The organism is Mesorhizobium sp. M1338 (assembly GCF_040318045.1).
Taxonomy (GTDB): domain Bacteria; phylum Pseudomonadota; class Alphaproteobacteria; order Rhizobiales; family Rhizobiaceae; genus Mesorhizobium.
This window is the reverse complement of sequence record NZ_JAMYLL010000052.1, coordinates 1-24,643: the sequence shown is the minus strand read 5'-3', so window position 1 is coordinate 24,643 and position 24,643 is coordinate 1. Positions and strand designations below refer to the sequence as shown.

Below are 24,643 nucleotides of genomic sequence, written 5' to 3'. Positions count from 1 at the left end.
GCGGCGGGAGTAACTAGCGTAAAACCGCTTCGTTGGTGTAGCGCTCCCAGCCTTTCGGGCCGAGATGCTCCTGCGGCATGAAGCGCATCTTATAATTCATCTTGCGCGAGCCGTTGACCCAGTAGCCGAGGTAGACATGGGGCAGGCCCATCGCCCTGGCGCGGGCGATGTGGTCGAGGATCATGAACGTGCCGAGCGATCGCTCCTCGAAATCGGGATTGAAATAGGAATAGACCATCGACAGGCCGTCGGCCATCTTGTCGGTGAGCGCCACCGCGATCAGCTCGCCCTGGCCCTTGCCAGTGATGAACGTGTCGGGGCCGCGCCGCCTATACTCGATCACCTTGGTGTCGACATGGGTATCCTCGACCATCATGGCGTAGTCGAGCACGGTCATGTCGGACATGCCGCCACGGCGGTGGCGGGCATCGAGGTAGCTGCGGAACAGGGAATATTGCTCGGTCGAGGGCTCGGCATTGTGCATGTGGCCGACGAGGTCGGAATTGTGCTGCAGCACGCGTTTCATGTTGCGGCTGGCGACGAATTCCTGGGCGAGGATGCGTACCGAGACACAGGCGCGGCAGGTCTCGCATGCCGGCCTGTAGGCGATATTCTGCGAGCGCCGGAAGCCACCTTGCGTCAACAGGTCGTTCATCTCCGCGGCCTTGTCGCCGACCAGATGCGTGAACACCTTGCGCTCGAACTGGCCGTCGAGATAGGGGCACGGCGATGGCGCGGTCAGGAAGAACTGCGGCGACTGGGTCGGATGCTGCGTCATCGAGCCTTGGAAACACTCCTTCGAATCGCTCTACCTTTGGCGCGGACGGCGAAAAATTCAACAGGATTGTGAGGGCGTGGTCGACTCGACGCCTTCACATTTGCGCTTAATCGATTGCGACTGCTCTTCAGAGGGCCGTTTCAGCGGTCGGTGCGGCTGACGACGGTACCAAGCAAAAGGTCGTGCAAGGTGCGCTTGCGGTCGGAAAACAGCGTCACTAGCAGCACCAGCGGCGACAGGATGACGTTGCCGGCCCAGAACAGCACCGAATGGACGACCGCGGTGAGACCGTCGATCGGCCTGCCGTCGAGCCGGTCGAGCCGGATGCCCATCAACTTCATGCCCGTGGTGGCCTGGTCGGCGCTGCCCAGCGTATTCCAGATGTAGAGGATGGCGACGGCCGGCACCAGGATGCCGAACAGCATCCAGCCAAGGCCGAGCGTCAAAAGCCCGAGGAAGAACACCAGTATGGCAAACGGAATGGTGAGCAGCGCGACAATGATATAGTCGATCACGAAGGCCAGGACACGCTTCGTGCGCACGCCGTCATAGGCCCTGACATCGTCGAGCCTGCTGGTGATGATTTCGCCGTCGAGAACGCGCGCGTTCATGTCATTTCCTCGTAATAGGGCCTGGCATAGGGTGCGGGCCGCTCACCAATGAAATGGTGAAGACTTGTAGCGGAATCAAGATCGGGCTTTTTGCGGCGCGCAAGCTCATTCGGCGTCAGATGCAATCCGAATTGGTTGAATTTGCGGCGCGGATGGCATTAGCTTGCTGCGGCGCAACAAAGCGCTCAGGGGCGGGGGAACGGGGCAATATGGATTACGACATGCTGGTCATCGGCAGCGGCCCCTCCGGCCGCCGCGCCGCGGTGCAGTCGGCCAAGCTCGGCAAATCGGTTCTGGTGGTCGACCGCGGCCGGCGCCTGGGCGGTGTCTCCGTGCATACCGGCACCATTCCGTCGAAAACACTGCGTGAAACGGTGCTCAACCTGTCCGGCTGGCGCGAGCGTGGCTTTTACGGGCGCGGCTACCGGGTAAAGCAGGATATCTCGGTCGGCGATCTGGTCGAGCGCCTCCACAAGACGCTCGACCACGAGGTCGAGGTGCTGCAGCACCAGTTCATGCGCAACACGGTCAAGAGCGCCCGCGCCGCGGTAAAATTTCTCAGCCCCAACAAGGTCAGCCTGACCACCGACACAGGCGATTACAGTGAGGTCGGTTTTGCCAATGCACTGATCGCGGTTGGCACAAGGCCGCACCGGCCAAGTGAAGTGCCTTTCGACAAGGCCCGCGTCTTCGACAGCGACGAGATGCTGGAGCTTGACCGCTTGCCGCGCACGCTGACGGTGATCGGCGCCGGCGTCATCGGCGTCGAATACGCGACGATCTTTTCCGCGCTCGATGTGCCGGTGACCTTGGTCGAGCCGCGCAGCTCCATCCTCGATTTCGTCGACCGCGAGATCGTCGATGATTTCATCCACCAGATGCGCGATCGCGGCATGACCATCCGGCTTGGCAGCGCGGTGAAGGAAATCCGCTCCAAGCCGGACGCTGCCGAGGTGGAACTGGCCGATGGCCGCACCATCCGTTCCGAGGTCGTGCTCTACGCCGCCGGCCGCACCGGTAATGTCGGCAGCCTGGGCCTGGATGTCGTCGGCATCGAGGCCGACTCCAGGGGGCGTATCAAGGTCGATCCGCAATCCTTCCAGACCAGCGTGCCCAACATCTACGCCGCCGGCGATGTCATCGGCTTTCCGAGCCTCGCCTCGACTTCGATGGAGCAGGGCAGGGTGGCGGCCTGCCATGCTTTCGGCGTGCCCTTGCCGCCGCCGCCGGAGACCTTTCCATACGGCATCTACGCAGTGCCGGAAATTTCGACGGTCGGCCAGTCCGAGGAACAAGTGCGCGAGAGCGGTGCGGCTTATGAGGTCGGCGTGGCGCGTTTTCGCGAGACCTCGCGCGGCCACATCATGGGCGTCAACACCGGCTTCCTGAAGCTGTTGTTCTCGATCGAGACGCGCCGCCTGCTCGGCGCGCATATCGTCGGCGAGGGCGCCACCGAACTCATTCACATCGGCCAGGCGGTGATCAATCTCGGCGGCACCGTCGACTTCTTCGTCAACAACACCTTCAACTATCCGACGCTCGCCGAAGCCTACAAGATCGCCGGGCTGGATGCCTGGAACAGGATGGGACGGGCGTAAGCAACCTCCATTCGGCGGCAGGTGTATGTACCCACCGGCGCGGCCCGGCGGCGAGTGGCGGCACACCGGCCCCTTGTGTAGCCAGGATCGTGGACACTTGGGCAGCACTATCGGCGGGGATGGCCCGGATGGCGACCGCCCGCTGATCGAGACCCGCAATCGTTTTCGAGGGCCCATCAGCCTGCCTTCGCCACCGCCGCCGATTTCGCCAGCCACTGCCTGACGATTGCCGCGTCGGCGCTGCCGAATTCGTGACCCGATGGGACAATCCGGGCATCGATCTCGGCGCCGTGCTTGCTGAGGAGCGTGACGAGTGCCGGCGCGAAGGGCGCGTAGGTGAGATCCGCGGCACCGGCGATGATCAGCACCCGCGCCTTTGACAGATCCGCCGCCGGCACGTCATCGAGCACCGGCATCGGCCGCAGCAGTGCGGCGCGTTCGACTAGGCCGGGATGCAGCAGCATCAGGCTCGAAACCAGATTGGCGCCGTTCGAATAGCCAAGGAAATTCGTGCTGGAAAGGTCGAGATGGTGGCGCGTGGCCGCGTCGGTGACGAAGCCCGCAAAGGCATCGGTCTCGGTGCGGATGCTGTGCTGCTCGAATTGGGTCGGCGTGATGCGTGCGAACCAGCGGAAACCATCATCCTGGACAATGCGGCCGCGCACCGCGATCAGCATCGCACGCGGCGCGATCTCTCTTGCCAGCGGTACCAATGTCGTCTCGTCGACACCCGACCCATGCAGCAGGAAGAAGCATTCGCCGGTAGAATCCGCCGGGCAGTAAAGGCGGTAGCGGAAGGCAAGATCACGCTGTAACGCACCATCCTGTGAGGTCTCTCCAGTCATTGCCTCATCCTTTTGATTTCATGATGATTTCGGTCAGTTTGCCGGCTTCAAAACGCAATATTTTCAAGCTCCGCGAAAGTTGATTGAACCGGGCGCATTACAGTCCGTTTCCTCGCCGATAACATTCTCCGGGAGGAATCGATGCGGTGCGCCGGGGGTCGCATTGCCGGTATGAACAACCAGCTTTGAGGCCTTTTTTCCGATGACCACCCAGATTTCCCCGGACCGCCATATGCGTGTCCCAGACCGCGATTCGCGTGTCCCGGACCGCGATTCGCGTGTGCCGGATCGCGCTGAGCGCATCTCGGAGCGCGACACGCGTATCGATGTGTTCCGCGCTCTCGCGCTGCTGACCATTTTCGTCGACCATGTGCCGGGTACCGCTTTCGAGTATCTGACTTACAAGAATTTCGGCTTTTCGGATGCGGCCGAGGTCTTCGTTCTGATATCCGGCATGGCGGTCGCGCTCGCCTATGGCAAGAAGTTCCAGCCTGGAAACCGGCTGCTGGCGACGTTGAAGATGTGGCGCCGCGCCGGTGTGCTTTATACCGCCCACATCGTCACCACCATGGTGGTGATGGCGATCTTCTGCGCGGCGGCGGTGTTCGCCAGGCGACCGGAGCTGTTGACGATGATCAACATCGAGCCGTTGATCAAGAATGCGCCGCAAGTGCTGATCGGCATCGTGACGCTTGGCCACCAGCTCGGCTACAACAACATCCTGCCGGTTTATGCGGTGCTGCTCTTGCTGGCGCCGGTCTTCCTGCTCTGCGTCAGCTATCGGCCGGTCTTGGCGCTGGTCGCATCCGGCGCGCTGTGGCTGGTCGCGGGGATTTACCAGATCGCTCCGGCGAACTATCCGGAGCCCGGCTTCTGGTTCCTCAACCCGCTGTCGTGGCAGTTCCTTTTCAACATCGGCCTGGCAGGTACGCTGCATGTGCGTCGCGGTGGCACAATTCCGGTCAATCGCTGGCTGGTCGGCGCTGCCTTGGCTTACACTTTTGTGGCGCTGGTCTGGGTGCACAGCCCGCTCTGGGGCCATATCTCCTGGTTTGGCCTGCCCCCGGTGCTGACCGGCTTCGACAAGACCTTCCTGTCACTGCCGAGGCTGCTGCATATTTTGGCTGTGAGCTATCTGATCGTTGCATTCCCGGCCGTTTCGAACCTTTTCCGCACCGGCCGCGATCATCCGCTTGCCATATTGGGCAAACGATCGCTGCCGGTTTTCATCGCCGGCACGGTGCTTGCAATGGCGGCGCAGGTGCTGAAGCTGATCAATCCGGGCGGATTTGCCTATGACAGCCTGCTGATATCAGCCGGCATCGCCATGCAGTTCGCGCTCGCCTACTATCTCGAATGGATTTCGAGCCTTGGCTGGTCCGGCAAAAGCAGGCCGGTTCGCAACGCGGCACCGCCCGTCCATCCGTCCTTCGGCATGTCGATGGCGGCAAGAATGGGCCGGTGATGGGGCTCGAGGCGTCAGGCGGGTGAGGGGCCGGATGAGGCCCGCACCACGAGGTCGACCGGCAGCAATCGCCGGCTGAACGAGCCGTCATTTTCAAGGATCGCCTTGACGGCAAGGCGGCCCATCTCGGCGATCGGCTGGACGATTGTGGTCAGGGGCGGCTTGGAAACCGCTCCTTCCGGGACGCCGTCGAAGCCGACGATCGAAACGTCGCCCGGCACCGTGATGTCATGCTGCCGCAGCCAGTCCAGCGCATGGAGTGCGATCCTGTCCGACATGGCCAGGATGGCGGTCGGTGTCTCGGCGTCGGCGAAAATATGATCGAGGCCGGCCCACACACTCTCCTCGTTGTTTTCCGTCTCGTAGATCGGCACACGCGAGACATCGATGTCGACGCGCGAGAGTTCCGCGAAGTAGCCACGCAGGCGGTCGCGCGTCCCGGAATAGAGGGCCTTCTCCATCTGCTCCTGCGTGGTCGGACCAAAGCCGGAATCGGCGCATGGCAGGGCAAGCACGGCAAAGCGGCGATGCCCGAGCTCGGTCAGATGGCGCGCCGCCAGGCTTGCCCCGGCGATATTGTCCACGCCGATCGCCGCGACCGCCTCGTCGTCGTCTGAATCGAGATCGAGTGCGACAAAGGGGAGTTTGCGGTCGCGCGCCAGTTCGACCAGCTTTGAACCGCCCTCGACGCAGAAGACGATGAAGCCATCGACAAGCGCACTCTGGATGTTCCAGGCGAGCTGTTCGCTGTTGGCGGCCGAGACCAGCGAGATCCCCGCGCCGGTGGCGTCACAAGCCTGCGAGATGCTGGCCATCATCACGCGGGCGAAAGGGTCGTCGAAGAAATACGACAACGGTTCCGCGGTGGCGACACCGATGGCGTTGACCTTGCCGGCGCGCAGCAGCCGACCCTTGGGGTCGGGTCCGCCATATCCCATCGCCTCGGCTGCCGCCTTGACCCGTTCGCGAACCTCCTCGCGCACGATCTCCGGGCGGGCAAACACATTGGACGCGGTGCCGTGCGACACGCCGGCCGCTTTTGCAATGTCCGCCAGCCGAACCGGTCTTGTCTTTGCAGAGGTCAATGGCGCCATCTTCGTCTCCTGACTCCATCCCATCTAACACTTTCGTTGGATCGGTTCAAATTTTGGCTTGATAAGCAGGCCAGGCGAGGTGTATGTTTGAATCGATCCAAATGAATGACTTTGCTGCTCGATTGGATCGATTCAATCCCCAGGGAGACGTATCATGCATCCCGTCAATTTTCTATTCGAAGACATCTACCGCAACGACTGGAGCGTCTCGTCAAGCGCCGCGACGCGGAGGCGCCGTGGCAAGGCCAGCCCATGGGTTCGCGAGCCGCGGTTCCTCGTGGAGCGCAAGCGGAGCTGATCGGCGCTGCATTTTCGTGGCGACGGATTGGATCGATTCAAGTTTTGAAAGGAGTGCACATCATGCATCCCGTGAGCTATCTGTTCGAAGACATCTATCGCAACTACTGGGGCATCGCGCCGGCCTCCGAGCGGCCGGAGGGGCGTCGGTTGGCGAGGCTGCGGCGGCGCAATCGCGAATTGCTCATCCAACCCGGGCGCCGGCAGGACTAACCGCATCACAGAACGATGTTTGACGGGCGCAGGCTCGGGTATCGCGCACGGCGCCGAGAGGCGTCAGGAACGCGCCCGCACCAGCGCCGAGGCAGCAATCGCCAGCCAGCCGGCGATGAGCAAGGTGCCGCCGATCGGCGCCGACAGCGGGAACAGCCGTGAGCCGAGGAAATCGCGGGCCAGCAGATCGCCGCAGAACAACAGAACCCCGACCAGCAGGACCAGGCTGCCGGTGCGCAGGATCCGGTTCGCCCCAAGCAATCCGGCGGCAAGGAAGACCGGCGCATGCATGAGCAGGAAGGAAGCGGCGGTGCCGACGAAGGCACCGCCCAGATGCGCCGCCGCGGCTGACAGCGCCACGCCGGCGGCACCGCAGAGGCCGCCGGCCAGGACGAGGATACGGCCGCTGTTGACGGAAGATTGCTCGGCCATGTCCAGGGCTCCGTGAGATCAGAGAGATACGCCAACCCCGTCAGGGCTTGCCGACGTTGGCGAGCATGTCCTGCTCGCGGCGTGACTGCGCCAGCCAGTTATACACCGCACCGCCGGCCATCAAGACGGATGTGCCCAGAAACACCGAGCGCATGCCGAAATGGCCGCCGGCAAAGCCGCCCAGCAAGGGGCCGGCGACCTGCCCGACATATTGGGCGGAGATCGACAGCCCGAGCACATTGCCGCCGACACCGTCGGGAACATTGTGGCGGATGACGCTGGTGATGCAGGGCAACAGCCCGCCCAGCGCCAGGCCCATCAGGAAGCGCAGGCCGATGAGTTGCCAGCTCTGCGTCACGAAGGCCTGCGGGATCAGCAGCAGCGCCGAGACGGCAAGCGCGCCGATGACGACGTTCCAGTGACCGATGCGGTCGGCGAGCTTGCCAAGACGCGAAGCCGACAGGATGGCGCCAAGCGCGGCCGCCGACATGACGACGCCTGAGATCAGCGTCACGCGGCTCTGGTCTTCGATGAGCTGCTGCACATAAACGGTGATGATCGGCTCGATCGACATGGTGGCGAAACTCAACAGCATGCCAGTCGCCAGCATGGCGATAACAGGACGCTTGTCCTGTATTTGTGCCCAGCCGCCTTTCGGCTTCCGCTTCGCAGCCGCATCTGCTGTTTTCGGCCGGGGATTTTCCTTGATCAGAAAGGTGGTCGCCAGGAACGCCAGGAAGATGACGCCGCCGGACAAGAGGAAGGTGGCGCGGATGCCGATCAGCGGAGGCAGGGCGCCGCCAACCAGCGGGCCGACCAGTGCACCACCGGTGATGCCGGCCGACAGCAGGCCCAGCGCCCAGCCGGAACGCTCCTTTGGTGTCTGCATGGCGACGAGGATGGTCGATCCCGAGGAATAGCCGCCGGCAAAACCGATCAGCAGCCGAAGCAGCACCAGTTGCCAGACCGTCTGCACCATGCCCGTTAGGGACATGCATATGGCCATGCCGAAGCTGGCGCGTACCAGCATCACCTTGCGGCCATAGCGGTCGCCGAGACGTCCCCAGAGCGGCGCCACCAGTGCCGCCGCGAAGAAGGTCGCTCCATAGGCGATCCCCGACCATTGCACGATCGCCGCGTGGCCCTCGGCGCCGAGCTGCTCGATATAGAGCGGCAGGAACGGCAGGAGCAGCGTCATGGCGACAAGCGTCGAAAACGAACCGGCAAAACACACGAACAGATTGCGCCGCCAGTGGATGTTGTAAGCGCTGTCGGTCGCCGGGGGCGCGTTCTGCGGCATGTCATATGTCCTGTTCCGAGCAACGCCGAACCGCGGGTTGCTGCGGATACCAATTTGGGATACCAAGATGGTACTCGTCATGGACGCAAGCCTGGCCGCTGTCAATGCAACCCTGTCAAACGTGAACGGGAAACGCAGTCGGCAAGCCCCGCAAACGGTTCAAAGCCGTAACGGCCCGAAAATGGAAACGACAATGTCGCAGATGCAGAGCGTCGAAAAACAGCTTCGACAAATGATTCTGGGCCTCGAGATCGGTCCTGGCGAGAAGCTGACCGAGCGCTGGATCGAAAGCCGCTTCGGCGCGTCGCGAACCCCGGTCAGGGCAGCACTTCTGCGGCTCGAGACCGAGGGCTTGGTCGGCAGGGACGGGCGGGGCTGGACGGTGTCGCCCATCAACCTGGCCGAGCTCCAGCAGATCGCCGTCTACAGGGAGGTGGTCGAGGTTGCGGCAGTTCGCCTGACATGCCGCCTGGTGGACCGGAGCGCCGTCGATGTCATCGAGGCGATGCTCGACTCCTGCGACAACGGCACGCCGCGCGAGGAATGGCATCGCGTCGGCATGGATTTTCACATCGAACTGGCGCGTCTGTCGGGCAACGAATTCCTGTTCCGGGCGGTCCGCGATGCCATGACGCGCCTGTCGCGGGCGCGCTGGCTGGAGGTTCGCGACGAAGCGGCCCTCAACCGCGCCTGGGCCGAACATCGCGCCATTCTGGCGGCGGCACGCCTCGGCGATGCCGATGAAGCCGCCCGCCTGCTTTCGGGCCACATTGTCGGCAGCCGCGACCGGCTGGTGACGTCGCTCGCCAACGATCGCCGTGGGCTTCGCGCCAGAGGCTTTGCCGTCGTCGGCGGTTAAAGCGCCTACAGGGCACTGGTCGCTCAAAAGGCGTCGTCTCGCCCTACGCGCACTTTCGGCCTCGCTTCACAGACGCCGATGGCGTAAGGAGCGGCGATGGAAAACAACCGATTTGAAACACCTGTGACTGTAAAGTCAGTCGCGGCGGGAAGCACTCAGCTCTTGCGGACGGCGCGTGAGGCTTCCGACTACCTCCTCAACAGCTGGCCCGGCAAGCGGAGCCCCAAGCATCGCGCTGCCCTGCAAGCCTGCCATGACGCGCTGGCCGGCGACAAGCCGGCGATGAACGCCAGGCGCGCCTTCATCGCGGCAGCACGCGAAGTGGACGTCTTTGTCAGCGACAAGGCGCCCGCCTGACACAAGCCAGCCATCTGGGCGGCGATCTGGATTGAGGCATGGCCCGCATCCGCGGGCCTTTTGCCGTCACTTTGCCGTTTCGGTTTCGCCTTCGGTGTCGTCCTCGGGCTTCGAACGTTCCCTCGCCGCAACCTTGGCCGCCTGCTTCTCGGCCTTCTTGGCCGCTTTCTGGCGGTCGCGTTCCTTGCGTTCCTGATCGTAATTTGGTGGTCGCGCCATATCGGCTCCTTTTCACTGCTGGACCGGTTCGTCGTTTCACGGAAACGCAGAATCGCTCCATCTCTTTGTTTGACGCAATCCCCTAGGGAAAGCGCTACGCGCTTTTCCCGGGAAAACCGTTTCACACTTTTCCTGGAATTGCTTTTAGCGGCTCTGACCCTGCCTAGGAGCATTAGCCGTCAAACACAACAGCTGAAGCGATAGTGCCGGCCGTTGGCGTCGATGATGGTCCGGGGCTTGCAAGATGCGCGGCACAATGGTGTAGGGGGAGCCGGGGCGCTGAGATGGCGCGATCTGCCGTTTGTTTTGATAGTGAATTATGGCCACCATACAACGAACGACGGCAAGGGTTTTCTACTATGCGCGAAACGTCTTGCGCGATATCGCACCGCAGGCTCTCTTCCGTTGGCGGTTGGCGGGCCGTCTCGAACGGGCCAGGCTCTCGGATGAAGCGGTGCGGCGGCGGCTGAATTACTATAACGAGTTGCAGGACGCGTTTTCGCCCAGCCCGGCGGCGGTGCGTCTCGACAATTTGCCCCCCACGCCGACCATGTACTATTACGACCTCAGGGAGTTCGCCCGCTATTTTGACCCGGCGTTGCTCGTCGACGTCGAATTCGGCGACGTCATCGAGGTGCCGAAGGTGCCGACGCTCGTCAAGGATCGGCCGATCCGCGCCGACAACGGCAATGCGGTCATCATGAAATTCAACAAGTTCCGACACTTCCACATGCCGGCCGACGCAATTGCCTTCGCCGACAAGCGCCCGGTGGTGGTCTGGCGCGGCGACCTCAACAATCCGAAACGGACGAGGTTCCTGGACGCCGTGCGCGATCTGCCGTTCTGCGACGCCGGGTCACACAAGTCGTACGCGCCGGCTGAGTACAGCAAGCCTTTTCTCAGCATCAGCCAACAGCTGCGTTACCGCTACATCGTCTCGCTCGAAGGCAACGACGTTGCGACCAACCTCAAATGGATCCTGAATTCGAATTCACTCTGCCTGATGCCGTCGCCGACATACGAGACATGGTTCGCGGAAAAGCAACTTGAGGCTGGTGTCCACTATGTGCCGCTCGAAGCGGATTTCTCCAACCTTGCGGAACGCGTGGCATATTTCGAGCGGCATCCGGCCGAGGCGGAACGCATTATCGCCGCGGCCAACGCCTATTGCCGCCAATTCTCCAACGAGCAGGCCGAACAGGCGATTTCCCTGCTCGTCCTCTACAAATACTTTGTCCTCAGCGGCCAGATCGACCCTGATCCCGAGGTCTGGCGATTTATCCAGGGTTAATGCATGTCGCCCAAAAGTGGTCCCGGTTTTGGGAGAACGACATGCATGAAAACGAAGATCTAAAGCGCGGTGCCTCAAACGCGACGCGCTTCAGGACGTCGCGTGCCTCGGGGCCCGCTCGTCAGATGCCGCTGCGGTCAAGAACCAGATCGGCGGGGCCGAAGCGGTCCTTTGCCGTCAGCTGCTGGTGCCAGTAGGGATAGAGCAAAGGCGGCCGGCTGACCGCGTCGAGGCGACCGCGTTCCTCGCCGGTGAGCACCAGGCTTGCCGCCGCGATGTTGTCCCTGAACTGCGTTTCGGTCCTGCCGCCGATCACCAGCGAGGAGACCGCAGGTCGGCCGAGCAGCCAGGCCAATGCCACCTGCGCCGCCGAAACGCCGCGTTGCGTGCCGATCTCGACAAGCACGTCGACGATCCGCCACAGCCGGTCCTCGTCGCGGATCGGCGGTTCGGACCAGCCGGCAAGCTGGCGGGCGGTGGGGCTGTCGCGGCGGTATTTGCCGGACAGCAATCCGCCGGCAAGCGGGCTCCAGACCAGAACGCCCAGCCCCTGGTCGACGGAAATCGGCAGCAATTCATATTCCGCCTCGCGCGCTTCCAGCGTGTAGTGGATCTGCTGGGTGACGAAGCGTGGCTGGTGATGGCTGTCGCTGATGCCGAGCGCCTTCATCACCTGCCAGCCGGAATAGTTGGAACAGCCGACATAGCGGATCTTGCCCTGGGCAACCAGCGTGTCGAGCGCGGCGATGGTTTCCTCCAGCGGTGTCACGCCATCCCATTCGTGCAGGAAGTAGATGTCGATGACGTCGGTCTTGAGCCGCTTCAGGCTCTTCTCGCATTCGCGGATCAGGTGATGACGCGACAGGCCTTCATCGTTCGGACCGTTGCCGATCCGCATCCGCGCCTTGGAGGCGATCAGCACGTCGCCCTTGCGCTTGCCGCCGAGCGCTTCGCCGATGATCTCTTCCGAAATGCCGTTCGAATAGACATTGGCGGTGTCGATGACGTTGATGCCGGCATCGATGCAGAGATCGATCATCCGGCGCGCCTCGTCGAGATCGGTCTTGCCGACAGCCGAAAACGCGCCGGCGCCGCCGAAAGTCATCGTGCCCATGGTCAGCGTCGAAACCTTCAGGCCGGAACGGCCGAGAGTGCGGTATTCCATGTCAGTCCTCGCTATTGCATTGGGGAAGGGGCGTTGGGGAAGGCCGCCCCGAATGTGGCCGCTATTTGTAGGACAATTTGAGCGGTTTGTCGCCATGCCACGACAACGGATCGATCATGCCTCACGGGATTTGCAGCGGCGACTTCATGTTCCAGGCTGCAATAAAACCGTCATTGCCGGCCTATATTGAAGTCGGCTCAGGTGTTGGCGCTCCGAGACGCAAGCCAGGGGTTTGGGGCGCGCCGGACGTGGATCGACAGGGCTTGCAGGTGGAGCAGCTGATATGATCGAGCTAAAACAGAATTCTCCTGCCAAGGACTGGCTTGAGGCCGAGCTCGCCGACACGCTCGACGAGGACTATGAGCTCGAAATGTCGGAGCCGGCGCTGTCGATGGAGATCGCCAAGATCTACAAGAACGCGCATCCGCCTTCGATCGATCGCATGCAGTATTTTCGCGACCTGATCACCTTACAGTCCGAACTGATCAAGCTGCAGTCCTGGGTCGCCTACCACAAGAAGAAGCTGGTGGTGATCTTCGAGGGGCGCGATTCGGCCGGCAAGGGCGGCGTCATCAAGCGCATCACCCAGCGGCTCAATCCGCGCATCTGCCGTGTCGTGGCACTGCCGGCGCCGACCGAACGCGAGAAGTCGCAATGGTATTTCCAACGCTATGTCCCGCATCTGCCGGCCGGTGGCGAAATCGTGCTGTTCGACCGCTCCTGGTACAACCGCTCGGGCGTCGAACGGGTGATGGGCTTTGCCCAGCCCGATCAGGTCGAAGAATTCTTCCGCGACGTGCCGGAGTTCGAGCGCATGCTGGTTCGCTCGGGCATCACCGTGGTCAAATACTGGTTCTCGATCACCGACGAGGAACAGCAGATGCGCTTCCTGATGCGCATCCACGATCCGATGAAGCAGTGGAAACTGTCGCCGATGGACCTGCAGTCGCGCATCCGCTGGGAACAGTACACCAAGGCCAAGGAAGAGACCTTCATCCGCACGAACATCCCGGAAGCCCCTTGGTTCATCGTCGAAGGCAACGACAAGAAGCGGGCGCGACTGAACTGCATCGATCACCTGCTCAAGCAGATGCCGTATGAAGAGGTGCCGCACGAGGAGATCACGCTGCCGGAGCGCGTCTTCAACCCCGAATACGAGCGCCAGACCCTGCCGCGCGAGCTCTACGTTCCGGAGAAGTACTGAAGGTTCTCCCTTCTCCCCGTCACTATACGGGGAGAAGGTGCCGGCAGGCGGATGAGGGGCAGCGCTGACTTAGACAGTTGAACTCGGTGAAATCGCTGCATGGGCGAAACTTATTCTGCCCCCATATTGCCATCGGTGGCATTCTCGGCAACACAATATTCAACATTCAACCGATTGCGCCGCCCCTTGCCCTGCCGGGCATTTCTCCCCGTATAGTAACGGGGAGAAATGGGCCTGCACCGAAGGTTTCGCCACCTTGATAACCTCGGGGCTCAAGCACGCTTGATGACGACGTGCGTGGCGAGCGGCGTCGCAACCTGCTCGCTGCAGACATAGCCGAGCTTGACCATGTCGAGGCCGGCAAAAAGGTTCTCGCCCGCGCCGAGCAGCACCGGCGCGATCGCCAGATGCATCTCGTCGATCAGCTTCTCCTGGAGATATTGCTGGATGGTGGCGACGCCGCCGCCCACCCGCACGTCCTTGCCGTCCGCCGCTGCTTTTGCCTGTTCAAGCGCCGAATGGATGCCGTCGGTGATGAAATAAAAGGTCGTGCCGCCCTCCATGACGATCGGTTCGCGCTTGTGGTGGGTCAGCACGAAAACCGGCACGTGATAGGGCGGGTTGTCGCCCCACCAGCCTTTCCAGCTATCGTCAGGCCATTCGCCGCGGATCGGCCCGAACATGTTGCGGCCGAGGATCCAGGCGCCGACATTCTCGAAGCTGCGCGCCGCGAAGTTCTCGTCAGTCCCGTCCGCGCCGCCTTCCTCGCCAAACATCTTGCGGAAGGTGCGGGTGCTAAAGGCCCATTTGTGCAGGGATTCCCCGCCGACACCGAGCGGATTTTGCAGGTCCTGATCAGGACCTGCGCCGTAGCCGTCGAGCGACAGGCTGAAAGCGTTGACACGTAGTTTGGACATGCGAGCCTCCTCGATAACCAGTTGTATTTTGCAAGCAGTTGTTTCGTAGCAGACTGATTGCGAATTGCAAGCGGTATTTTTAGGGCGACGATCGGACTGTCGGCTCTGAAGACAAGCCAGCAGCCTCGCCGGCGAGAACCCGCCGTTGCTGCCGCGCTAGTTACATGTGCGGAGAAGAAAGATCCGGCGAATCGGTTCGATCCGGCGCACTGCCATCAGAATATGCGCATAGCAGATCGTTCGATATCGGCCTTCAACATGGGATTGAGGCTGTCGCGGGTGGTGATATCGATCTCCGCTGACATCTTCTCTTCAAGAAATTGCTTGATGCCGACCAGATCGATCAGCGAAAAGCGCCTTCCAGGATCATAATCGATGAAGAGGTCGAGATCGCTGTCGGCCCCTGCGTCGCCCCGCAAAGTCGATCCGAAGAGATAAAGCGAAGTCGCGCCCATGCCTTTGATGGCATCTGCATTTCTCTGCAACCGCTCTATGACCTCATTCCTGCTCATGAATTCATTCTAGCGGATTGCGCTAAAATTCCAAACGACCTAGTGGCCTATCCCTTCAGCATCATCGCCACTTCGGGGGCGAAATAGGTCAAAATGCCGTCGCAACCGGCGCGCTTGAAGGCGAGCAGCGATTCCAGCATCGCCTTCTCGCCGTCGATCCAGCCATTGGCGGCGGCGGCCTTGATCATCGAATATTCGCCCGACACCTGGTAGGCGAAGGTCGGCATCTGGAACTCGTCCTTCAGCCGCCGGATGATGTCGAGATAGGGCAGGCCCGGCTTGACCATCAGCATGTCGGCGCCCTCAGTGATATCCTGTTCGGCTTCGCGCACCGCCTCGTCGGAATTGGCATGGTCGATGTAATACGTCTTTTTGTCGCCCTTGAGCAGGCCGGCGGTGCCCACCGCTTCGCGATAGGGACCGTAGAAGGCCGAGGCGAATTTGGTCGCATAGGACATGATCGCCACGTCCTGGAAACCGTTGGCGTCGAGCGCGTCGCGGATGGCGCCGATGCGGCCGTCCATCATGTCGGACGGCGCGATGATGTCGGCGCCGGCCGCCGCCTGGATGACAGCCGCGGCGGTCACCTGTTCCACCGTCTCGTCGTTGACGATGATGCCGTCGCGCAGGATGCCGTCATGACCATGGCTGGTGAACGGGTCGAGCGCGGCGTCGGTGATGATGCCGATCTCCGGCACCGCGTCCTTGATCGCGCGGGTAGCGCGGTTGATGACGTTGTCGGGGTCGAGAATGTGCGAGCCGGTCTGGTCGCGCAGCGAGATGTCGACATTGGGGAAGGTGGCAAGTGCGGGAATGCCGAGTTTTGCCGCGCGTTCGGCCTCCTTGACGGCGAGATCGATCGACAGGCGGAAGACCCCGGGCATGGCGGCGATCGGCTCGCGCACATTTTTGCCGTCGACGACGAAGATCGGCCAGATCAAATCGTCGACCGAGAGCCGGTTCTCCTGCACCAGACGGCGCGACCAGTCTGCCTTGCGCATGCGGCGCAGGCGGCGGCTGCCGGTGATGTCGTCGACGCTGCGAGCGCCGGCTGGCTTTGCGGGGGTGAATTTGTTCATCGCCAAAACTCCAGATCGGCGGCTTTTATCACGAGCCCTTGCCGCTGACCAATGCGATACGTTTGTGCCAGCAGTCCGTTCCAATTCTATTCCGGTTGGCCGTTGCCCGACAGGATCTGCGCCGCGCCTTTGACAGCAACGCGGAACGCCTCGTCGAAACTGACGCCGCGCACTTGCCACTGATATGTCTTGCCGGCCATCGCCAGCCGCCAGTCGGCGATCCAGCCCAACTCCTTGTCGCTCCACATGAGGCTGCCGCCCAAGACCTGGCGGCTGCCAATACTTCTTGCAACACTGCCTAGCAGTTCGGGTGAGATAGGCCCCACCTCTTCGAAAGTGAGTCCGGCCTTGGCGAGCGTGGCCTTGTTCGGAACGACAATCGACATCGCCATGGGGTCAGCGGCCGATTGAAAAGACTCTATCATGTACGGATTTTCGTCCCCATCATTGGCAAGGACGAAATGTCGGCGCGAGTCGTCCACAGCCAGGACGACCGAGAGCGTCGGCCGTTCGGCCAGCCAGGGCTTGCTGCCGAGCGAAGCCAGAACCGGGTCGATCGTCGCCGGCGTGTACTGGCAAAAGAGATCGTGAGGCCTGTCATGGGTGCCCTGTTCGTCATGCACTGGAATGCCTTCCATGCGGTCGCGGTAACGGAAGCCGGTGACGAAGCTGCCGGCCTTGTCGCGCAGCGCTGTCAGCTCAGGTTTTGCCAGCAGACGCTGGTCGCCGGAAACCCGGACCAGGACCGCGTCGAGGCAGATCTTGAAACCTGCCTGGCGGTTTGGCTCGCCCTGGCCGGTGACGATGGTCTGGGATCTGTAGAGATCCTCGACATCGGCCGCCCTGGCCAGGCCATTGGCGGAGCAGATGGCCAGGAAGCCACCCAGAACAAAGGCAAGGCGCAAAAAGTGCGGCATGGCTCACCATCCGGTTCGAGGCTTGGCGGCCAATCTCTAACACCGAGTGCCGCTGGCGGCCAAGACCGCGCGAAGCTCAGTTCAAGCCTGCGATCTAGGAAGCGGCTGTCGGCGGGCAGGCCTCGCCCGCCGGTGTTCCTGACCATGCCCGCCGCTGGAAGGCCTTGGCGTGACAGCGCGGCAAGCGCCTTTCTCCCGCACCATTTGGCCGGGACGCAAAGGATGGCGTCTTTCCACTTCCGAGCCCAAACTGATACACGCCCGGCAGGGCTTGGCATTGACGCACCCATGCGCCACCCTTTAGCACTTCAATCCCGGCGGCGCGGGGGAGGGATTCTTTCACGATGGATTTTGGCGGAGGCGACGAGATCCGCTTCGAACATCTGGGCCGGGCCGGCGTCGTCACCTTGACGCGGCCGCTGGCGCTCAATGCCTTGACGCACCGCATGATCAGGGCGCTCGACGTTGCCCTTTCCGCCTGGGAGACCGACCAGGGCGTCGATGTCGTCGTCGTCAAGGCCGAGGGCAGGGCCTTTTCGGCCGGCGGCGACATCCTGCACGTCTATGAGGCCGGCCGGGCGGGAAAACCGCCGGTCGAGTTCTTCGCCGACGAATACCGGCTCAACGCCCGCATAAACAGCTTCAACAAACCCTATGTCGCCCTGATCGACGGCATCGTCATGGGCGGTGGCGTTGGCATTTCCTTCCACGGCTCTCACCGGGTGATGACCGAGAATGCCCAGTTCGCCATGCCGGAGGTCGGCATCGGCTTTTTCCCCGATGTCGGCGCCAGCCACCTGCTATCCGATCTCGGCGGCTCCTTCGGCATGTATCTGGCGATGACCGGCAATCGCATCCGCTATGGCGATGCGCTGTGGTCGGGGCTGGCCACCCACACCATCAAGGCCGAGGATCAGGGCGGCTTTCTCGACCGGCTGACGCTGACCGGCGACCCGGAATCGGTACTGCGCGGCTTCTTCGTTCAGGCAAGGCGAGAGACCGACAGGCCGACGCTGGAGGCGATCGTTCGCCATTTTTCACAACCATCCCTCAAACGCGTCATCGACAGCCTGGAGCGCGCCGCGGACGCCGACGAGTTCGCCGCAAAGACGCTGGCCACGATCCGCACCCGCTCGCCGACCAGCCTGCACGTCGCCTGGCGCCAGATCAGTGCTGGGCTGACACTGTCCATGGACGCTTGCATGAAGATGGAGTTTCGCATCCTCAACCGCATGCTTCTCGGCCATGATTTCTACGAAGGCATCCGCGCCGCCATGATCGACAAGGGCTCAAAACCGCAATGGCGTCCGGCGAGCCTCGATGCGGTCAGCGAGGCGGATGTCGACGCCTATTTCGCTCCGCTGGGCGAACGGGAGCTCTTGATATGAGCGAGGTGACCTCGAGACGCGTCGTGCTGCAGCCCTCCGGGGTGGAGGTGATTTTCGCCTGGTTCCAGCGGGTCATCGCCGGTTACTGCCTGCTGTTCGGCATTCTCTACTGGATCAAGCTGATCGGCTTCTATCCGGGCTCGCTGTGGCGTTTCGACCTGATGCCCGTGCACTGGCAGGTGGCCGCGGTGGTGCTCGCCGTGTTCTTTCCCTTCGCGGCTGCCGGCCTGTGGATGCTGGCGTCCTGGGGGCCGGTGATCTGGTTCATTTGCGCGGTGACCGAGACGGTCATGTATGCCGGCTTTCCCGAGCTTTTCGGGCATCGCCCGCTGATTGTCGTCTCGCATGCCGCGGTGGCGGTGCTCTACATTGTCTTCCGCGTCGTCATCTACCTGCAGAAGCGCCCTGTCCGCCACTAAGCCCTTGAGCACATTGGCGACCTGGCGGCTGCATGAATTCAGCCGCGAAATCATTGCCGAAATCTTTAGGTTAATTGTCCTTGCTCGGGTGACCGTTCGTTAAGGCTCTTTCGAAACCTATTACCGGTAAGCTCTTGTTAGCCCTAGCGTTTAAGTCGAATTTTATGAGTATTCGATAGTGTCGCGATCAAGGTGAAAAACAAAAAATCACCAGGGCGACAAACGAGAGGCAAAGACAATGATCAATTCGCGTCCGGCGGCGAAGACCGCCAACGTATCCGACGATCGCCGCGAGGCTATCCGTTCCCTGTACATGGAATCGCTGCAGCTTGTTGAGCGGCTGCACCGCCGCCTGCTTGATGTGATCAAGGACGAATTCGACCGCAACGGCCGTTCCGACATCAATGCCATCCAGGCGCTGCTGCTGTTCAACATCGGCAATTCCGAGCTGACCGCCGGCGAGCTGCGCTCGCGCGGCTACTATCTCGGCTCCAACGTCTCCTACAATCTGAAGAAGCTGGTCGATCTCGGCTTCATCAACCACCAGCGCTCGCGCATCGACCGCCGTTCGGTCCGCGTCTCGCTGACGCCGAAGGGCAACGAGGTGGCGGAGGTCGTCGCCGGTCTCTACGAGCGCCATGTCGGCTCGATCGAGCAGGTCGGCGGCATCAACACCGACGAGTTCAAGCAGATGAATCGTGCCCTGCAGCGGCTCGACCGCTTCTGGAACGACACCATCGCCTACCGGATGTAGGACATCCGGCGCGTCGGATACGGCCCGCGCCACAGAAGCGCGGCCGAAATATCGACCTTCAGTCAGGGCCGGTGCCGAAAAGCATCGGTCCGTTTCTTTTCGGAATGCCGGCCGGTCGGATTTGGGAGCAAGGCCACGTTGCCGCCATATTCCAATGGAACCGAGAGTGGCAGTGATGCTGTGGTGAAGACCATGCGTTCACCCGCAATCCGTATCGCGCCCGTGCGTTGTCACGCCAAGGGGATACGGACCATGGTTGGCTAATTGTTAAGATTGCCAATTTTAGAGTGCGGGCGAGATCGCCCGGTGATCAACGCAGCAAGTGATCGAACTGCTACAAATGTCTGGAATGTCTATGAGAACCAGCCGTCGTTTTTTCCTCTCCGGAGCCTCCGCGCTCGCAGCCGCGATGGTTGCCGGCGGCGCCAATGCGCAGGATGTGATCGGTGATATCCTGAAGTCCTCGGCGCGCGGCAATTGGGACGATCAGTTCGACGCCCGCGCCAGCGAGGGCGGCAAGGTGGCCTCGACGCTGCCGATCTTCAGCCTGCAGACCGTCGCCTTCACGGAGCAGGCGGTCGCGCAATATCAGAACATCGTCGGGCAGGGCGGCTGGGTAGAGGTTCCCGCGACCAAGAAACTGCAGCTTGGCGTCGATGATCCCGATGTGGTGCCGTTGCGCAAGCGGTTGATGGTTTCCGGCGACCTGGCACAAGGCGCCGGCATTTCGACGGCCTTCGATTCCTATGTCGACTCGGCGGTCAAGCGTTTCCAGTTGCGTCACGGCCTGCCTGCCGACGGTGCGCTCGGCAAATACACGTACGCGGCGATGAACGTTTCGGCGCAGATCCGGCTTGGCCAGTTGCAGACCAATCTGCAGCGGCTGCGCGAAAAGGCCGGCACGTTGGGCAACCGCTACGTGCTGGTCGACATTCCGGCGGCACAGATCGAAGCCGTCGAGAACGACCGCGTCGTGCTTCGCCACACCGCCATCGTTGGCAAGATCGATCGCCAGACGCCGATCGTCAATTCTAAGATCAACGAGATCATCGTCAATCCGTACTGGAACGCGCCGGTCTCGATCGTGCGCAAGGACATCATTCCGCTGATGCGGAAGAATCCCGATTATCTGAAGGACAGTCACATCCGCCTGTTCGCGCCGGACGGCAGCGAGGTCGATCCTCTCAATGTCGACTGGTCGACCGACGATGCCGCCAAATATCGCTTCCGCCAGGACCCGGGTGCGGGCAACGCGATGGCTTCGGTCAAGATCAACTTCCCGAGCCCCGACGGCGTCTATATGCACGACACCCCGCAGCAGAGCCTGTTCGGCAAGATGATGCGTTTCGATTCCTCGGGCTGCGTTCGCGTGCAGAATGTGCGCGACCTCGTCACCTGGATCCTGCGCGACACGCCCGGCTGGGACCGCCAGCATTTCGAGGCGGCGATCAAGACAGGCGAAAACACGCCGGTCCAGGTCACCAACCCGGTGCCGGTCCACTTCCTCTATCTTTCGGCCTGGTCGACTGGTCCGGGCGTCGTGCAGTTCCGTGACGACGTCTACGCGCTCGACGGCGCCAACGAGCTGCAGATCACGTCTTCGCTTTAAGCAGCTGATGTTTTTATAAAAAAGGCCGCCGTTCAGGGCTAATGCAGTTCACTTAGGCACCTTCAGTGTTCTGACAGGATATTTGGCTGGTAGCCTTTTGACGACACGGGGGCATGATCGCCCCCGTGTTTTTGGGAGGATGAGGTCTCCCAGCCTTTGTCTTAATCGGATGAGGTGTGCGGGGAGTTTTGCTGGCGCTTCGATCGCCATCCATCCCCATTCGTGACGAATGTAGTGCAGGGCTGTGGTGAAGCTCAATTCGGTTGGCTTGACCTCGGCTTCAGAGGCAACCTCGGCCATTTCCAGCCGCACCAGATTGTAAGCCAACAAGGCTCCCCAGACTTCCTGATAAACAGTTTGCGGTGTGCCGCTGCGCAGCGTCAATTCGCTGCCAAGAAGCTCCTGTTTCAGCTCCCGATTGCTGGTTTCGATCCGCCAGCGGTCTTCGTATTGCTGCACGATCTCCTGGGCAGGATAGGCCTTCTTGTCCATCAACGAGGTTAGCAATATTCGCTTTTGCCCGTGCCGGTTGACGGTCTCGATCGCCCGGGCTTCCCAGAATGGCGGCAAGTCGGGCTCGGCCTCGCGGGCCTGCGGCGAGACTTTCATGCGCACCCGATAGTCGGTGGCGTTCTGGTCCAGGCGCTGCCATGCACTGTTGCCTTTGGCGGGCAGCAGCCAATGACGTTGCTTGCCCTTCGATTGAAGCTGCAGCAGCAGGCTGGCGCTGAAAAAGCCCTTGTCGAAGACCGTCAGGGAATGATCCGGCACTTGGTCGAGCAAGCTCTTGGCATAGAGCATCTCGTTCTTGCCGTAGATCCCAAACACCGCATCACGCACCAGATGCGTGGCGAGCGCCGTCAGGGTCAAGAGCCGTAGCTGCGGATAACTTGCAACAACGCCGGATGCATAGGCTTGCGCTCCAAAATGCGCGCGGTTCTCCACGCTGTCGGCGACACGCAGTGTGCTGCCATCCACGGCATAGCGCGCAAGACCCCGCCAGGCTCGCCCGCATTGGTGGCGCGCGTCCCAGCATGTCGCGCTCATCGCAAACAACTGCGCCAGCGGCGCCTGGCCCAAGCGCTGGCGGGCCTGCGTCAAGGCGCTCTTGGCAATGTCCGGGTTCACCTCATCGGGCAACACCAGATCCAGATGGGCCACCACCTCAGGCATCGACTGATGACGATACAAGGAAAGCGCAATCACCAGCCAGACAACTTGCTCGGCGGGGAGCTTGCGTTTGCGGATGCTCGCCTTGCCGCTGCTGGCAAGCGCCTGGGCGATCCATTCCGGATCAATTGCACCCGAAAGTGCCGACAAATCGGCTGAATGTCCTATGCGACCTGGCATCTCAAAACACGAACAGGATGGAAACGAATCTCCATCCTGCTCGATAGGTCTTACCAGATCCTCATCCAGCCCAACTTAAGTGAACTGCATTAGCCGTTCAGGGCGGCCTTTTCGTTGCTCGGGTCCCACTGCGCTTTTCGCGGGATGAAGCGGATGAGGCCCGCGCCGAGGCTCGCGAATCCGGAAGGCTGGAGCTGGAATTGCGGCTCGCCGGCATCGAGGCCGAGCGCGCAGCCGTGCGTGACACGTTTCGCGTCGGCGAGATCAACGACCATACGTCGCGGGCGCTGTTTACCGAGATCACGCTCACCGAGGCCTTCTGAAAGGTCGGAAGGCGAGGAAATAGCCCCCTGTTGCCTCGCTGGCGCAATCCGACCAGCAAATTTCGCGCCGCAAACGTGGCGGGGCGAAAACAACTGTGTTAATGGCCCGGCAAATGCAAGTCGCCCAAAAGTGTGCAGCGGTTTTGGGACAACGACTTGCATAAATCAAAAATTGCCCCGAACCCCGAGGATTTCAGCCCATGGCAACAGCAGCGGCAGTGTCGAACAAGTTCGAATCTTTCTTCGAAACCACGCTGGAAGATGCCGATCCGGAGATTTTCGGCGCCATCCGCAACGAACTCGGCCGCCAGCGCCACGAGATCGAGCTGATCGCCTCGGAAAACATCGTCTCGCGCGCCGTACTGGAAGCGCAGGGCTCGATCATGACCAACAAATATGCCGAGGGCTATCCGGGAAAGCGCTATTATGGCGGCTGCCAGTTTGTCGACGTGGCCGAGGAACTGGCGATCGAGCGGGCCAAGAAGCTGTTCGGCTGCAACTTCGCCAACGTCCAGCCGAATTCCGGCAGCCAGATGAACCAGGCCGTGTTCCTGGCGCTCTTGCAGCCCGGCGACACTTTCATGGGCCTCGACCTCAATTCCGGCGGCCATCTGACCCACGGCTCGCCGGTCAACATGAGCGGCAAGTGGTTCAAGGTCGTATCCTACGGCGTGCGCAAGGACGACCATCTGCTCGACATGGACGCCATCGAGAAGACCGCGCATGAGACCAAGCCGAAGCTGATCCTGGCCGGCGGCACCGCCTATTCGCGCGTCTGGGACTGGAAGCGTTTTCGCGAGATCGCCGATGCGGTCGGCGCCTATCTGATGGTCGACATGGCGCATATCGCTGGCCTAGTCGCCGGCGGCGTGCATCCGTCGCCGCTGCCGCACGCGCATGTCGTGACGACCACGACACACAAGTCGCTGCGCGGCCCGCGCGGCGGGATGATCCTGTGCAATGACGAGGACATCGCCAAGAAGATGAATTCGGCGGTGTTCCCCGGCCTGCAGGGCGGGCCGCTGATGCATGTCATCGCCGCCAAGGCGGTGGCCTTCGGCGAAGCGCTGAAGCCGAGCTTCAAGGTTTATGCCGAAAGCGTCGCCGCCAACGCCAAGGCGCTTGCATCCAGTCTCAAGGAAACCGGTCTCGACATCGTCTCCGGCGGCACCGACAACCATCTGATGCTGGTCGATCTGCGGCCCAAGAACGCCACCGGCAAGCGCGCCGAGGCGGCGCTCGGCCGCGCCAACATCACCTGCAACAAGAACGGCATTCCGTTCGACCCGGAAAAGCCTTTCGTCACCTCAGGCGTGCGTCTCGGCACCCCGGCCGGCACCACGCGCGGCTTCGGCCAGGCCGAGTTCCGCGAGATCGGCAAGCTGATCGCCGAAGTGCTGGATGGTCTCAAGGTCGCCAATTCCGACGAGGGAAATGCCGCTGTCGAAGCGGCGGTCAAGGCCAAGGTCGTGGGGCTGACCGACCGTTTCCCGCTCTATCCCTATCTCGGTTGACGCGATAGGAGGTCTCATCGTCTTGGCGGCCCCCAGCGCCGCGCGGGTCCCGCGCCGCGTGCTGGGGCGGACGCCCAAGTATCGACAGATAATATTTTGAGAGGCCACCCGGAGGGCGCCCGGTGTGGAGCCC

Annotated in this window: 26 protein-coding genes; 13 read left to right on the top strand and 13 right to left on the bottom strand. The window is 62.0% G+C overall.

Translation table 11 applies throughout. The features are described 5' to 3' along the window. Positions 1-13 precede the first annotated feature (13 nt). Complete coding sequence (locus tag NKH19_RS28450; RefSeq protein ID WP_352872835.1) at positions 14-778, bottom strand: arginyltransferase; 765 nt, start codon at positions 776-778, stop codon at positions 14-16. Between the two features lie 140 nt (positions 779-918). After that, positions 919-1,389: an RDD family protein gene (locus NKH19_RS28445; RefSeq protein ID WP_352872837.1), complete on the bottom strand. Its 471-nt coding sequence runs from the start codon at positions 1,387-1,389 to the stop codon at positions 919-921. A 209-nt stretch (positions 1,390-1,598) separates the two neighbouring features. Between NKH19_RS28445 and sthA the strand changes: the two genes are divergently transcribed. Continuing rightward, positions 1,599-2,987 carry a Si-specific NAD(P)(+) transhydrogenase gene (gene sthA / locus NKH19_RS28440; protein WP_352872838.1) on the top strand — a complete coding sequence of 463 codons (1,389 nt, stop codon included), beginning with the start codon at positions 1,599-1,601 and terminating at the stop codon, positions 2,985-2,987. A gap of 176 nt (positions 2,988-3,163) precedes the next feature. Here sthA and NKH19_RS28435 read toward each other — a convergent pair whose 3' ends face one another. Beyond that, positions 3,164-3,832, bottom strand: a complete 669-nt coding sequence (locus tag NKH19_RS28435; RefSeq protein ID WP_352872839.1) for an alpha/beta hydrolase — start codon at positions 3,830-3,832, stop codon at positions 3,164-3,166. 232 nt (positions 3,833-4,064) lie between these two features. Here NKH19_RS28435 and NKH19_RS28430 point away from each other — a divergent pair, with 232 nt between their 5' ends. Further along, positions 4,065-5,297: an OpgC family protein gene (locus NKH19_RS28430; protein WP_502911054.1), complete on the top strand. Its 1,233-nt coding sequence runs from the start codon at positions 4,065-4,067 to the stop codon at positions 5,295-5,297. 14 nt (positions 5,298-5,311) lie between these two features. Here NKH19_RS28430 and NKH19_RS28425 read toward each other — a convergent pair whose 3' ends face one another. Next, complete coding sequence (locus NKH19_RS28425; RefSeq protein WP_352872841.1) at positions 5,312-6,391, bottom strand: LacI family DNA-binding transcriptional regulator; 1,080 nt, start codon at positions 6,389-6,391, stop codon at positions 5,312-5,314. Positions 6,392-6,496: 105 nt separating this feature from the next. On the opposite strand from NKH19_RS28425, the gene NKH19_RS28420 reads away from it, so the two are divergent. Further along, positions 6,497-6,901, top strand: a complete 405-nt coding sequence (locus tag NKH19_RS28420) for a hypothetical protein (protein ID WP_352983313.1) — start codon at positions 6,497-6,499, stop codon at positions 6,899-6,901. Positions 6,902-6,964: 63 nt separating this feature from the next. Here NKH19_RS28420 and NKH19_RS28415 read toward each other — a convergent pair whose 3' ends face one another. Continuing rightward, positions 6,965-7,333 (bottom strand): DUF423 domain-containing protein, encoded by a 369-nt coding sequence (locus tag NKH19_RS28415; RefSeq protein WP_352872845.1) that lies wholly within the window; start codon positions 7,331-7,333, stop codon positions 6,965-6,967. A gap of 40 nt (positions 7,334-7,373) precedes the next feature. After that, positions 7,374-8,633, bottom strand: coding sequence for a multidrug efflux MFS transporter (locus NKH19_RS28410; protein ID WP_352872846.1), 1,260 nt, complete (start codon positions 8,631-8,633; stop codon positions 7,374-7,376). Between the two features lie 193 nt (positions 8,634-8,826). On the opposite strand from NKH19_RS28410, the gene NKH19_RS28405 reads away from it, so the two are divergent. Both NKH19_RS28405 and NKH19_RS28400 read left to right on the top strand, forming a co-directional pair. Continuing rightward, positions 8,827-9,492 carry a GntR family transcriptional regulator gene (locus NKH19_RS28405; RefSeq protein ID WP_352872848.1) on the top strand — a complete coding sequence of 222 codons (666 nt, stop codon included), beginning with the start codon at positions 8,827-8,829 and terminating at the stop codon, positions 9,490-9,492. A 123-nt stretch (positions 9,493-9,615) separates the two neighbouring features. Continuing rightward, positions 9,616-9,849 (top strand): DUF982 domain-containing protein, encoded by a 234-nt coding sequence (locus NKH19_RS28400; protein ID WP_244506945.1) that lies wholly within the window; start codon positions 9,616-9,618, stop codon positions 9,847-9,849. A 66-nt stretch (positions 9,850-9,915) separates the two neighbouring features. Here the strand turns inward: NKH19_RS28400 and NKH19_RS28395 are convergent, their stop codons facing one another. Further along, positions 9,916-10,068, bottom strand: coding sequence for a hypothetical protein (locus NKH19_RS28395; RefSeq protein ID WP_352872849.1), 153 nt, complete (start codon positions 10,066-10,068; stop codon positions 9,916-9,918). Between the two features lie 319 nt (positions 10,069-10,387). Here NKH19_RS28395 and NKH19_RS28390 point away from each other — a divergent pair, with 319 nt between their 5' ends. Continuing rightward, complete coding sequence (locus NKH19_RS28390) at positions 10,388-11,359, top strand: glycosyl transferase family 90 (RefSeq protein ID WP_352872850.1); 972 nt, start codon at positions 10,388-10,390, stop codon at positions 11,357-11,359. Positions 11,360-11,480: 121 nt separating this feature from the next. Here the strand turns inward: NKH19_RS28390 and NKH19_RS28385 are convergent, their stop codons facing one another. Then, positions 11,481-12,524 carry an aldo/keto reductase gene (locus tag NKH19_RS28385; RefSeq protein WP_352872852.1) on the bottom strand — a complete coding sequence of 348 codons (1,044 nt, stop codon included), beginning with the start codon at positions 12,522-12,524 and terminating at the stop codon, positions 11,481-11,483. A 283-nt stretch (positions 12,525-12,807) separates the two neighbouring features. Between NKH19_RS28385 and ppk2 the strand changes: the two genes are divergently transcribed. Next, the gene (ppk2, locus tag NKH19_RS28380) at positions 12,808-13,728 is read left to right on the top strand and encodes a polyphosphate kinase 2 (protein WP_352872853.1); all 921 of its coding nucleotides are present in this window, start codon (positions 12,808-12,810) and stop codon (positions 13,726-13,728) included. Between the two features lie 272 nt (positions 13,729-14,000). Here the strand turns inward: ppk2 and NKH19_RS28375 are convergent, their stop codons facing one another. The 4 genes from NKH19_RS28375 to NKH19_RS28360 form a co-directional block, all read right to left on the bottom strand. After that, the gene (locus tag NKH19_RS28375) at positions 14,001-14,645 is read right to left on the bottom strand and encodes a dihydrofolate reductase family protein (RefSeq protein WP_352872854.1); all 645 of its coding nucleotides are present in this window, start codon (positions 14,643-14,645) and stop codon (positions 14,001-14,003) included. Between the two features lie 215 nt (positions 14,646-14,860). After that, on the bottom strand, positions 14,861-15,157 hold the full coding sequence (locus tag NKH19_RS28370) for a nucleotidyltransferase family protein (RefSeq protein ID WP_352872855.1): 297 nt from the start codon (positions 15,155-15,157) through the stop codon (positions 14,861-14,863). A gap of 47 nt (positions 15,158-15,204) precedes the next feature. Then, complete coding sequence (gene hemB, locus NKH19_RS28365; protein ID WP_352872856.1) at positions 15,205-16,236, bottom strand: porphobilinogen synthase; 1,032 nt, start codon at positions 16,234-16,236, stop codon at positions 15,205-15,207. 86 nt (positions 16,237-16,322) lie between these two features. After that, entirely contained in the window at positions 16,323-17,153 is an 831-nt protein-coding gene (locus NKH19_RS28360) for a DUF2066 domain-containing protein (protein ID WP_352872857.1), read from the bottom strand. 344 nt (positions 17,154-17,497) lie between these two features. On the opposite strand from NKH19_RS28360, the gene NKH19_RS28355 reads away from it, so the two are divergent. The 4 genes from NKH19_RS28355 to NKH19_RS28340 all read left to right on the top strand — a co-directional run bounded on the left by NKH19_RS28355 (position 17,498) and on the right by NKH19_RS28340 (position 21,323). Continuing rightward, on the top strand, positions 17,498-18,541 hold the full coding sequence (locus tag NKH19_RS28355) for an enoyl-CoA hydratase/isomerase family protein (protein WP_352872858.1): 1,044 nt from the start codon (positions 17,498-17,500) through the stop codon (positions 18,539-18,541). Next, positions 18,538-18,960, top strand: coding sequence for a DUF6163 family protein (locus NKH19_RS28350; RefSeq protein ID WP_352872859.1), 423 nt, complete (start codon positions 18,538-18,540; stop codon positions 18,958-18,960). The genes NKH19_RS28355 and NKH19_RS28350 overlap by 4 nt, the downstream gene beginning before the upstream one ends. Positions 18,961-19,198: 238 nt before the next feature. After that, positions 19,199-19,714, top strand: coding sequence for a transcriptional regulator LdtR (gene ldtR, locus NKH19_RS28345; RefSeq protein WP_008875359.1), 516 nt, complete (start codon positions 19,199-19,201; stop codon positions 19,712-19,714). 355 nt (positions 19,715-20,069) lie between these two features. After that, the gene (locus NKH19_RS28340) at positions 20,070-21,323 is read left to right on the top strand and encodes a L,D-transpeptidase family protein (protein WP_352872860.1); all 1,254 of its coding nucleotides are present in this window, start codon (positions 20,070-20,072) and stop codon (positions 21,321-21,323) included. Positions 21,324-21,371: 48 nt separating this feature from the next. Here NKH19_RS28340 and NKH19_RS28335 read toward each other — a convergent pair whose 3' ends face one another. After that, a complete protein-coding gene (locus NKH19_RS28335) occupies positions 21,372-22,643 on the bottom strand; it encodes an IS4 family transposase (protein WP_352872862.1) in 1,272 nt (423 codons plus the stop codon). Positions 22,644-22,873: 230 nt separating this feature from the next. On the opposite strand from NKH19_RS28335, the gene NKH19_RS28330 reads away from it, so the two are divergent. Together NKH19_RS28330 and glyA are read left to right on the top strand one after the other, a co-directional pair. Next, positions 22,874-22,996, top strand: coding sequence for a hypothetical protein (locus NKH19_RS28330; protein WP_352872863.1), 123 nt, complete (start codon positions 22,874-22,876; stop codon positions 22,994-22,996). 200 nt (positions 22,997-23,196) lie between these two features. Next, the gene (gene glyA / locus NKH19_RS28325) at positions 23,197-24,510 is read left to right on the top strand and encodes a serine hydroxymethyltransferase (RefSeq protein WP_352872865.1); all 1,314 of its coding nucleotides are present in this window, start codon (positions 23,197-23,199) and stop codon (positions 24,508-24,510) included. The last annotated feature ends 133 nt before the right edge of the window (positions 24,511-24,643 follow it).

Coding starts and splice junctions, on each gene's coding strand:
- NKH19_RS28430 (WP_502911054.1), top strand. CDS start 4,065: ATGCGTGTCCCAGACCGCGATTCGCGTGTCCCGGACCGCGATTCGCGT.
- ldtR (WP_008875359.1), top strand. CDS start 19,199: ATGATCAATTCGCGTCCGGCGGCGAAGACCGCCAACGTATCCGACGAT.
- NKH19_RS28340 (WP_352872860.1), top strand. CDS start 20,070: ATGAGAACCAGCCGTCGTTTTTTCCTCTCCGGAGCCTCCGCGCTCGCA.
- sthA (WP_352872838.1), top strand. CDS start 1,599: ATGGATTACGACATGCTGGTCATCGGCAGCGGCCCCTCCGGCCGCCGC.
- NKH19_RS28385 (WP_352872852.1), bottom strand. CDS start 12,524: ATGGAATACCGCACTCTCGGCCGTTCCGGCCTGAAGGTTTCGACGCTG.
- NKH19_RS28435 (WP_352872839.1), bottom strand. CDS start 3,832: ATGACTGGAGAGACCTCACAGGATGGTGCGTTACAGCGTGATCTTGCC.
- NKH19_RS28370 (WP_352872855.1), bottom strand. CDS start 15,157: ATGAGCAGGAATGAGGTCATAGAGCGGTTGCAGAGAAATGCAGATGCC.
- NKH19_RS28395 (WP_352872849.1), bottom strand. CDS start 10,068: ATGGCGCGACCACCAAATTACGATCAGGAACGCAAGGAACGCGACCGC.
- NKH19_RS28355 (WP_352872858.1), top strand. CDS start 17,498: ATGGATTTTGGCGGAGGCGACGAGATCCGCTTCGAACATCTGGGCCGG.
- NKH19_RS28360 (WP_352872857.1), bottom strand. CDS start 17,153: ATGCCGCACTTTTTGCGCCTTGCCTTTGTTCTGGGTGGCTTCCTGGCC.
- glyA (WP_352872865.1), top strand. CDS start 23,197: ATGGCAACAGCAGCGGCAGTGTCGAACAAGTTCGAATCTTTCTTCGAA.
- NKH19_RS28410 (WP_352872846.1), bottom strand. CDS start 8,633: ATGCCGCAGAACGCGCCCCCGGCGACCGACAGCGCTTACAACATCCAC.
- ppk2 (WP_352872853.1), top strand. CDS start 12,808: ATGATCGAGCTAAAACAGAATTCTCCTGCCAAGGACTGGCTTGAGGCC.
- NKH19_RS28445 (WP_352872837.1), bottom strand. CDS start 1,389: ATGAACGCGCGCGTTCTCGACGGCGAAATCATCACCAGCAGGCTCGAC.
- NKH19_RS28420 (WP_352983313.1), top strand. CDS start 6,497: ATGACTTTGCTGCTCGATTGGATCGATTCAATCCCCAGGGAGACGTAT.
- NKH19_RS28450 (WP_352872835.1), bottom strand. CDS start 778: ATGACGCAGCATCCGACCCAGTCGCCGCAGTTCTTCCTGACCGCGCCA.
- NKH19_RS28425 (WP_352872841.1), bottom strand. CDS start 6,391: ATGGCGCCATTGACCTCTGCAAAGACAAGACCGGTTCGGCTGGCGGAC.
- NKH19_RS28405 (WP_352872848.1), top strand. CDS start 8,827: ATGTCGCAGATGCAGAGCGTCGAAAAACAGCTTCGACAAATGATTCTG.
- NKH19_RS28375 (WP_352872854.1), bottom strand. CDS start 14,645: ATGTCCAAACTACGTGTCAACGCTTTCAGCCTGTCGCTCGACGGCTAC.
- NKH19_RS28390 (WP_352872850.1), top strand. CDS start 10,388: ATGGCCACCATACAACGAACGACGGCAAGGGTTTTCTACTATGCGCGA.
- NKH19_RS28350 (WP_352872859.1), top strand. CDS start 18,538: ATGAGCGAGGTGACCTCGAGACGCGTCGTGCTGCAGCCCTCCGGGGTG.
- NKH19_RS28415 (WP_352872845.1), bottom strand. CDS start 7,333: ATGGCCGAGCAATCTTCCGTCAACAGCGGCCGTATCCTCGTCCTGGCC.
- hemB (WP_352872856.1), bottom strand. CDS start 16,236: ATGAACAAATTCACCCCCGCAAAGCCAGCCGGCGCTCGCAGCGTCGAC.